This is a genomic window from Neorhizobium sp. T7_12 (assembly GCF_002968535.1).
In the GTDB taxonomy this organism is placed as follows: Bacteria; Pseudomonadota; Alphaproteobacteria; order Rhizobiales; family Rhizobiaceae; genus Neorhizobium; species Neorhizobium tomejilense.
Window position 1 is genome coordinate 339,190 of sequence record NZ_PVBK01000006.1, and the last position, 8,740, is coordinate 347,929.

General features: G+C 60.5%; 8 protein-coding genes. All 8 read right to left on the minus strand.

Annotated features, from left to right (window positions below; all coding sequences use genetic code 11):
- Nucleotides 1-25: 25 nt before the first annotated feature.
- Nucleotides 26-1,096, minus strand: coding sequence for a Gfo/Idh/MocA family protein (locus C5J26_RS16745; protein ID WP_105402777.1), 1,071 nt, complete (start codon nucleotides 1,094-1,096; stop codon nucleotides 26-28).
- On the minus strand, nucleotides 1,093-2,115 hold the full coding sequence (locus C5J26_RS16750; RefSeq protein WP_105402778.1) for a Gfo/Idh/MocA family protein: 1,023 nt from the start codon (nucleotides 2,113-2,115) through the stop codon (nucleotides 1,093-1,095). The genes C5J26_RS16745 and C5J26_RS16750 overlap by 4 nt, the downstream gene beginning before the upstream one ends.
- A 5-nt stretch (nucleotides 2,116-2,120) precedes the next feature.
- Entirely contained in the window at nucleotides 2,121-3,377 is a 1,257-nt protein-coding gene (locus C5J26_RS16755) for a Gfo/Idh/MocA family protein (protein ID WP_245441190.1), read from the minus strand.
- Between the two features lie 35 nt (nucleotides 3,378-3,412).
- Nucleotides 3,413-4,507 (minus strand): ABC transporter ATP-binding protein, encoded by a 1,095-nt coding sequence (locus C5J26_RS16760; RefSeq protein ID WP_105402780.1) that lies wholly within the window; start codon nucleotides 4,505-4,507, stop codon nucleotides 3,413-3,415.
- Between the two features lie 12 nt (nucleotides 4,508-4,519).
- Nucleotides 4,520-5,398 (minus strand): carbohydrate ABC transporter permease, encoded by an 879-nt coding sequence (locus tag C5J26_RS16765; protein WP_371681928.1) that lies wholly within the window; start codon nucleotides 5,396-5,398, stop codon nucleotides 4,520-4,522.
- A 19-nt stretch (nucleotides 5,399-5,417) separates the two neighbouring features.
- Complete coding sequence (locus C5J26_RS16770; RefSeq protein WP_037084987.1) at nucleotides 5,418-6,311, minus strand: carbohydrate ABC transporter permease; 894 nt, start codon at nucleotides 6,309-6,311, stop codon at nucleotides 5,418-5,420.
- A gap of 72 nt (nucleotides 6,312-6,383) precedes the next feature.
- Entirely contained in the window at nucleotides 6,384-7,667 is a 1,284-nt protein-coding gene (locus tag C5J26_RS16775) for an ABC transporter substrate-binding protein (protein ID WP_105402782.1), read from the minus strand.
- A gap of 116 nt (nucleotides 7,668-7,783) precedes the next feature.
- A partial coding sequence (locus tag C5J26_RS16780) for a glycoside hydrolase family 105 protein (RefSeq protein ID WP_105402783.1) occupies nucleotides 7,784-8,740 on the minus strand: 957 nt, incomplete at its 5' end.

An 8,740-nucleotide genomic window follows, 5' to 3' on the forward strand; every position in this document is an offset into this window, starting at 1 on the left:
TCGGGCTCCGCGATATCTGTCCTGTTCAGACCGGCAGCCAGCCCGCGGCGAGGGGGTGATCTGCGGAAAGCGGCAGGCGTACGATCTGGCCTTCCCTTGCCGACGCGTAGATTGCCGTCACAAGCTCGATCGAGTGATAACTTTCCTGAAGCGACGGCAGGTAAAGGTCAGGTTCGCCGGTGAGACGTGCATGGACATCTGCGAATAGTCCCGGAAATCGCGGAAGGACATCGGGTATGTCTCGCGTTGCCGCATCGACCTCGGGCTGTCGCGAGGGGTCGGTTGCTTCGAACTTCCACGGTCCTGCCCCTATCTGATAGGGTTCCGTGCCCGACGTGACCGTGACATGCTCGAAACACATCCTCAGCCGCGAACTGTTTCCGGCCGCACCCAAGGTGACTGAGGAGGTGATCAGCGCGCCCGCTGCGGTGCGCATCGAAAGCACGGCGCAATCCTCGGTCTCGATGGGATTGACGCGCGTATCGAGGAAGGCGGCAACCTCCACGACATCTCCCGCGAGATGGGTCGTCAGGTTGTGGATATGGCACGCATGACTGACGAGCACGCCGCCGAGCTCGCCTTTCCAGGTGCCCCGCCAGCGCTCTGCGTAATAATCGGAGCCGCGTTGCCAGTGTGTCTCCAGTGCCACCACGTAAGGCCGGCCCAGCAGCCCCCGGACCTTCAATTCATGTGCAGCTCGGTAGCCGGCGCCATAACGATACTGGAATACGGGAAAGACCTGCCGCCCCGCTCGTGCGGCAAGCTCAGTGATCCGGCGCACCTCGGTTATTGAACCGGCAAGCGGCTTTTCGCAGACCACGTGCTTGCCTGCCTCCAGTGCGGCAAGCGTCATCGGCGCGTGCATCTGTGGCGGCAGGCAGATGTCGACCAGATCCACGCAGGGGTCGGCGAAGACCTCGCTGATGTCGGCAACGACCCGGCTGCCGGGAGCCTGTTGCGCCGCGTCCTCGGCGCGAGGCAGGTTGAGGTCACAGACGTAGCGGACGTCGAAAAGATCGGCCAATTGCGCATAAGCGGCGATATGGGCCTTGCCTATACCCGCGCCGATGACGGCGACACGGATGCGCTTCGTCATCGGTCTGTTTTCTCTTCCGCGACAAGTTGCGCCTGCAGCCCCAATCGGGTCGCAAGCAACGCATGGGACTGGGTCATGGCTGTCTCGGTGCGCCTTTCCAGATCGGTAACCAGGCGGGCGAAGAATGGCTTTCCGGCGCCTTTCGCCTCGAAACGCTGGACGCCCGACTTGTCGACCAGAAAAACGTGGTCCTGACCGTCGTGACCGGCAATATCGATGTATTTGCGCAGCTCGATATACCCTTCCGTCCCGAGAATGGTCATCCTGCCGTCGCCCCAGACGGGAAGACCGTCGGGCGTCAGCCAATCGACCCGGGCATAACCCCGGCCGCCATTGCCCTCCAGCAGAACCTCGCCGAAATCCTGAAATCCGGGCCGATCCGGATTTGCGACATTGGTCACATGGGCGGAAACGACGCGTGCCTCGGCCGAGCCGGTATAATGCAGGAACTGGTCGAACTGATGGGCACAGATATCGGCAAGAATCCCGCCGCAGCGGGTCCTGTCCCAGAACCAATCCGGCCTGAGATGCGCATTCAAGCGATGCGGTCCAAGACCGACCGTCTGGACGACCTTGCCGATCCGGCCTTCGGCGACCAGCTGATCCGCCAGGGTGGCGCTCTCGACGGAGACGCGTTCGGAAAAGGATACGACCCAGCGCCGCCCGGTCTCCGAGACGGTACGCTGGATGTCTGCCAGCTGTTCCAGGCTGGTGCAGCCGGGTTTGTCGACCAGAACGTCCTTGCCGTGCACCATCGCCGCCACTGCGATATCGGCGCGGTCGCTGTTGATTGCAGACGACAGGACAAGGACAATGCTCTTGTCATCGAGGATGGCCTGCATCGGCCGGGCGGGCAGATCCGGATAGGTTTCCTGGAATGTCTTGCGGACCGCCTCCGGCGTCTCGTCGCCCGTTGTCCATGCAACGAGCGTGGCGCCGGCGTCCAGCATGCCGTTGATCATGCCGTAGATATGGCCGTGGTCTATGCCGATGACGCCGATGCGAAGGTTAAAAGCCATGGGAACTACCTGTTCAGGTGGATGCCGCGAGCGCGAAGCATGGATTGAATGTTGACGAGCGAACCCGTCTCGATGGAAGCGTTGGCGGCGATGCCGGTGAGGATGGACCAGGCGCCGGCAACATGATCGGAGGCGCGGTCGTAGGGATCGGGCTGCATGCTTTCCGGATCGAAGATGTAACCCAGCATGACCGGATCCGCACCGCCGTGATCCCCCGTTGCCTTCGGAACGGCAAGCTGGCGCGGAGGCTCGCCGGCCAGATGAAGTTCCGTGGTGATTGCATCTTCATCCGCATGGGCGCGTTTGCCGCCGAACACGCCATGAACCTCGACATGGCGATGGGTGATGTCGCCCTTGGTGCCCTGGAACTTGATCTCCAACCCTTCCCAGGGTGAATAGGCCGTCAGGGTGTAATTGGCGGTGACGCCCGAGGCGTAGCGGATATGCGCCTGCATCGTATCTTCGATACCGATCTCTTCGTCGAATACGCAGAGATCTCGGAAATAGCCGTCTTCGTGTTCAGCCTCGACATAGAGATTGCGCAGGTTTTCGTCGGCGGCAAGGTCGAGCCGGAAATCGCACTTGTGGGCGACGGGACAGTCGCTGCAGCGTAGCCCACGGCCAGCAAGACCAAGTTCCGCTGCCATTTCCGGGCGATAAAAGACCCGGCGGCCGGAGGCCAGGACCTCCGTCGGCGCGGTCCCCAGCCACCAATTGAGAAGATCGAAATGGTGGGTTGATTTATGGACCAGGAGCCCGCCGGAATTTTCCTTCTGGCGGTGCCAGCGGCGGAAATAATCGGCGCCGTGAACCCGATCGAGATGCCAGCGGAAGTCGACCGCCGTCACCGTGCCGATCGCTCCGGACGAAATCAGCTCCTTGATCTGGGTGCGCGCCGGCGAATAGCGGTAGTTGAAGGTCACGGTCACTTTCCGGCCGGTGCGCGCCTGGGCATCGACGATCTGCTTGAGACGGCTAAGGTCGATCGTCAGCGGCTTTTCGCAAATGACGTCGCATCCGGCCTCGAAGGCACGAACGATATAATCGGCATGCAGGAAATCCGGCGTCGCGACGACAACCGTATCCGGCTTCTGCTCCGCAATCAGCCGGTCGAAATCGGCGGCGAGGTAGGTGGCGACGCCGTTCGTCCCAGGCTTTGAAGCCGCTCGCGCCGCTTCGCTGAGGCGATGGGCGTTGCTGTCGCAAAGTGCAACAATCTCATGTTTGTCGGCATAATCTTCAACAACGGAATTGCGGAACATCTGATGCCGTGAACCGCATCCAACAATGGCGATCTTCACTGTACCTGGCTTTCTTTCTTTGTGGGTTCGATGCGTTTGCCTGCGCCATCGAAATAGTGGAGGTCGGAGAGGTCGAAACCGATGGTGACCGGATCACCCAGTCGGTAGGGCGTCCGCCCATTGTCGCTGGCCAGCAGGACCTGGCCTGAAGACAGGGTGATATGCAGCAAGGTCTCGCTACCAAGATATTCCACCAGCCGGATCGTGCCTTCGCCCGTGACATCGCCAGTGCCGACACGCAGAGACGAAGGCCGCACGCATAAAGTCAGTGCCTGATCGTCGGTCGGAAGCTCGGCAATCGCAAAATCAGGCATGCCGGCCACCGATACCACGGTCCTGCCCGCGTCGCGCGTCGCTCTCGCCTGCAGCATGTTGATCTTCGGCGAGCCGATGAAGCCCGCGACAAAGAGATTTTGCGGCCGGGTATAGAGTTCCTGGGGCGTGCCGAGCTGCTCGATCTTGCCACCCCGCAGAACTACGATCCGGCTTGCCATGGTCATCGCTTCCACCTGGTCATGGGTCACATAGATCATGGTGGTGCCGAGCCGGGCGTAGAGCGAGGCCAGTTCCGCCCGCATCTGCACGCGCAGTTCCGCGTCCAGATTGGAAAGCGGCTCGTCGAACAGGAAAAGCTGCGGCTCGCGCACGATCGACCTGCCGATCGCCACTCGCTGCTTCTGGCCGCCGGAAAGCTGGCGCGGCTTGCGGTCCATGAGCTGCTCGATTTGCAGGATGCGCGCGGCCTCCGCCACCCGCCTTTCCACCTCGGTGCGCGAAACCTTGAAGTTCTGCAGACCGAAAGCAAGGTTCTTGCGAACGCTCATATGGGGATAAAGAGCGTAGCTTTGAAAGACCATGGAAAGCTCGCGCTTCGAGGCGGGCAGATCGTTGACGACCTTTCCGCCGATCGAGATCGTTCCTTCGCTGATGTCTTCGAGCCCCGCGATCATCCGCAGGAGCGTCGACTTTCCGCAGCCCGATGGACCGACGAGAACAAGAAACTCGCCGTCGTGGATGTCCAGATTCAACCCCTGGATGATGGACAGCGCCCCATAGCGCTTGCCGACGTTTCGAAGCGTCAATCCTGCCATGCGTCTTGTTCCCTATTTCATTCCGGAAGTGGCGATGCCGCGCACGATGAGTTTCTGGAACAGGACGAAGAAGATGACGACCGGGACCAGTGAAAGAACCGACATCGCGAACATCTGGCCGTAGGCGGACTGGCCCTCCTGATCGAGGAAGAGGCGAAGCGCCAGGGGCACGGTGTAGCTCTTGATGTCGTTGAGGTAGATGAGCGGGGCGAGGAAATCCTCCCAGACCCAGATCAGCGAAAAGATCGCGGCCGTGCCCATGGCCGGCAGCGAAAGCGGCAATATGATTGCCCAATAGATCTTGAAGGGCGAGCAGCCGTCGATCATCGCCGCTTCATCCAGTTCGCGCGGTAGTTGCCGAAAGAACTGCACCATCAGAAAGATGAAAAAGGCATCGGAGGCGAGGAAACGCGGCACCACCAGGGGCAGATAGGTGTCGACCCAGCCGAGGTTCAGGAACTGAACATATTGAGGGATGAGAACCACGTGATAGGGGATCATCAGGGTCATCATCATCAGCGCGAAAAAGAAGCTGCGCCCGGTGAAACTCAATCGCGCAAAGGCATAGGCCGCGAACGAGCAGGAAACCAGGTTTCCGATCACCGACAGGCCCGTGACGATCGCCGAATTCACATAAAAGACGGTGAAGGAGATCGGCAGGGCGTACCAGCCCTTGGTGTAGTTCTCGAACTGAAACTCGGAAGGCCAGAGCGTCAGGCTGCCGAAGATCTCGTTTTCCGGCTTGAAGGAGGACGCGAATAGCCAGAACAGCGGATAGAGCATGACGCATGACACGATGATCAGGAAGATATGCTTCAGGATCCGGCCGTTGCGGTTTTGTCTGTCGCGCTTCAGCCGCAGCTCGTGAGCCACGCGCGCGGCCTCGTCCATCTGGATGGCGAGCTCCAGATCAGTCGCGCTCGTTTTCATAGTGCACCCAATATTTGGAAGTGAAGAAAGCGATCGCGGTGAAGGTCGCTATGATGACCAACAGGAACCAGGCAAGCGCCGATGCATAACCCATGCGGAAGAATTTGAAGGCTTCGTTGAACAGGTAGACCGTATAAAACAGGAGGCTGTCCGCCGGAGCGCCGGTGCCGTTGGAGATGATGAAGGCGCTGGAAAAGGTCTTGAAGGAATCGATCGTCTGCAGCACCAGATTGAAGAAGATCACCGGGGCAAGAAGCGGCAAGGTGATGCGGGTGAATTGCCGCCAGCCGGGCGTCCCGTCGATTTCCGCCGCCTCGTAAAGATCGCGCGGTATGCCGCGCAAGCCCGCCAGGAAGATCAGCATCGGCGAGCCGAACTGCCACATGGCGAGCACCACCAGCGTATAAAGCGAGGTATCGGGATCGGTGATCCACGAGGCTCCCTGAATTCCCACCATCGCCAGGACCTGATTGACAACGCCGTCGGCAGCGAAAAGCTGGCGCCACAGGATGGCGATGGCAATGGACGCGCCGAGCAGGGACGGCAGATAGAAGATCGCTCGGTAAAGACCGATCGTGCGCAGGCCCTTGTCGAGCAGCATGGCGACGCCGAGAGCCATGATCAGGCGGGCAGGCACAGCCAGCGCAACATAGGTAAACGTCACTTCCAGCGCTTTCCAGAAGCGCCGGTCCCGCGTGAACATGTATTCGTAATTGCCCCAGCCGATCCATCGGGGCGCGCTCACCATGTCATAGCGGGTGAAGGAAAGATAAAGCGACGCAAGGATTGGCCCAAGCGCGAGCAGGAAAAATCCGATCAGCCATGGAAGAAGAAACACATAGGCCGGTGCATTGCGGGCAAAAAAACGTTTCATCGAAACGACCTTGTTGTCGGAAGAGAGGCCCCGGCGGCAGGCGCCGCCGGGGCCTTGATATTGCCGCGCCGATTACTGGGCGCGCTCGATGATCGCCTGGGCATCCTCGATGAAGGTGCCGGCGGCTTTCGCGACTTCCACCTTGCCAAGCACGACATCGGTGCCGATACGCATGAAGGCGTCTCGTACCTCTCCCGCTCCCTTGGGGGCGGGCACCGGCAGCGGGCCGACCTTGCTCTGGATCGCCGTGAAATAGTCGACGGAGAGCTTCTCGACTTCCGTGAGCTTCGGGGCCAGCGCCGCGCGGATTTTTGGCGAACAAGGAATACCGCGTTCGAGGCCGAGAATGCCGGTAATATCAGGATCGTTGACCCAGGCATTCATATAGGCAATTGCGGCCCCGGTATCCTTGGCGTCCCGGCTGAGAGACAGGAACATCGACGGCTTGATGAACTGGCCAGGCTTGCCGCCCGCCTTGTGGGGCACCATGGCGGCACCGATCTTGTCTTTCGCCACGGCCTGGATGCCGACCAGCTGGTTGGACCAGTAGTGGGACATGGCGGTGTCGCCGACGGCAATGCCCGACTCGGCAATCGGCGGATCGAGAATGACGGTCTTGTTCTTGTCGCGAACAACCCCGGCCTTGCGCAGATCGGCCCACATCTGCCACCAGCTGGTGACGTCACCGGCTGTTGCCGTGACCTTGCCGTCTGGGCTGTAGAATTCCCGACCGTTCTGGCGAACCCAGGATTCGAAGGTCTCGATCATCAGGGACAGATCGTCCGACCCCTTCATCTTGCCGCCGGACTTGGCGGTAATCTTTTCGCATGCCTTGGCGAAGTCGTCCCAGGTCCAGTTGATCAGGTCTGCATCGATGCCCGCTTCCTGGAAGGCGCGCTTGTTGTGGACCATGACCTGGCTGTTCGAGCCGATGTTGAGAGCATAAAGCTTTCCATCGACCTTGCCGCCATCAAGAGGCCCCTTGTCGAAGTCGGCGATCATCAGGCTCTTGCCGACGAATTCGTCGAGGGGCTTCAGCGCCCCGCGATTGACGTATTCGAACAGGAACCGGTAGTCCATCTGCACGAGGTCGGCCATGTTCCGGCCGGCGGTCTGGGTCGCCATCTTGGTCCAGTAGTCGCCCCAGCCGATCGTTTCGCCGGAAACTGCGATACCGGCGTTTTTCTTCTGGAATGTGTCGATGACGGCAAAGGTGCGCTTGTCGCGCTCCGGATTGCCCCACCAATAGTGCCGGATCGAGCGATCGGCAGCAAACGCCGGCATGGCCGGAAGTGCGGAAGCGGCTGCAGCCGCTCCCATGGTGCCCAACAATGCTCGTCTCGTCAGTCTGGTCATTTCGTCCTCCTCCTTCTGACCCGAAGCGCCTCATGGGCGCCGGATGCGGTTGTTCATGGCTTGTTGCATGCCGGCTCCTCCTGCCGGACACACCCATTCTTCCTCGGCGCAGCTTGTCAGATGAAGCTGCGCAAAAGCTCGGTCAGGCAGAGCATCGCCATCGCCTGCCCGTAAGGCATGGATGTCAGCTTGATCTGCCGGTAGAAATCGAGATCGCCGCCCATCGCCGTGCCGAAAGAGACCTGCTGGAGCTCTCCCCCGGGGCTGATGTTGTCGATCACGCCTTTCATGGCTTGCTCGGCGGTTTCCAGATACTCGATGCCCAGATACCGCTTGCGTACGCCCTTCATCAAACCATAGGCGAAGCCGGCGGTCGCCGAGGCTTCCAGATAGCTCGAGGTATCATCGACCAGCGTGTGCCACAGGCCCGATGGGTGCTGGTGGAGTTTCAGCGCCGCTGCCTGCCGGCCGAGCAGGGACACCAGATGGCGGCGGAGGGGATCGTTTTCGGCAAGGTCCAGGAGCTCGACGAATTCCGGAATGGCGATCGTGATCCAGCTATTGCCGCGTGCCCATCTGGCGCGGGCAAAATTATGATTGTCGTCGAACGTCCAGCCGTGGAACCAGAGGCCGGTCTGCGTGTCGCAGAGATATTGGGCGTGGACCAGGAACTGGTATTTCGCCTCTTCCACGAACTCCGGCCGTTTGAGCACCAGGCCGATTTTGGCAAGCGGCAGCACGCTCATCATCAGCGTGTCGTCCCACATCTGCTGATCATTGACGCTGTTATAGACGATATGCTGCAGCCCGCCTTCGCGGGTCCGCGGCATCTCGTGCATCACCCATTCGGCCCATGTTTCCAGGTAGGGCCGCCACCGAGGATCCCCCGTGAGTTCATAGAGATGGGCAAGCGTCAGGAACGGGGCGACCGTGTTGATGTTCTTTGTGGGGGTACCTTCAGCGAGCCGGGCTTCGAACCAGTCGACGATGATGTCCATCACTTTCTGATTGCCGGTCAGCTGCCAATATTTGAGAAGGCCGAAAAGCGCGACGCCATGGGTCCATTCCCAGCC

Bases quoted from the DNA above. Each gene is read 5' to 3' on its own strand.
- C5J26_RS16745 (WP_105402777.1), bottom strand. From the start codon at position 1,096: ATGACGAAGCGCATCCGTGTCGCCGTCATCGGCGCGGGTATAGGCAAG.
- C5J26_RS16750 (WP_105402778.1), bottom strand. From the start codon at position 2,115: ATGGCTTTTAACCTTCGCATCGGCGTCATCGGCATAGACCACGGCCAT.
- C5J26_RS16755 (WP_245441190.1), bottom strand. From the start codon at position 3,377: ATGTTCCGCAATTCCGTTGTTGAAGATTATGCCGACAAACATGAGATT.
- C5J26_RS16760 (WP_105402780.1), bottom strand. From the start codon at position 4,507: ATGGCAGGATTGACGCTTCGAAACGTCGGCAAGCGCTATGGGGCGCTG.
- C5J26_RS16765 (WP_371681928.1), bottom strand. From the start codon at position 5,398: ATGGACGAGGCCGCGCGCGTGGCTCACGAGCTGCGGCTGAAGCGCGAC.
- C5J26_RS16770 (WP_037084987.1), bottom strand. From the start codon at position 6,311: ATGAAACGTTTTTTTGCCCGCAATGCACCGGCCTATGTGTTTCTTCTT.
- C5J26_RS16775 (WP_105402782.1), bottom strand. From the start codon at position 7,667: ATGACCAGACTGACGAGACGAGCATTGTTGGGCACCATGGGAGCGGCT.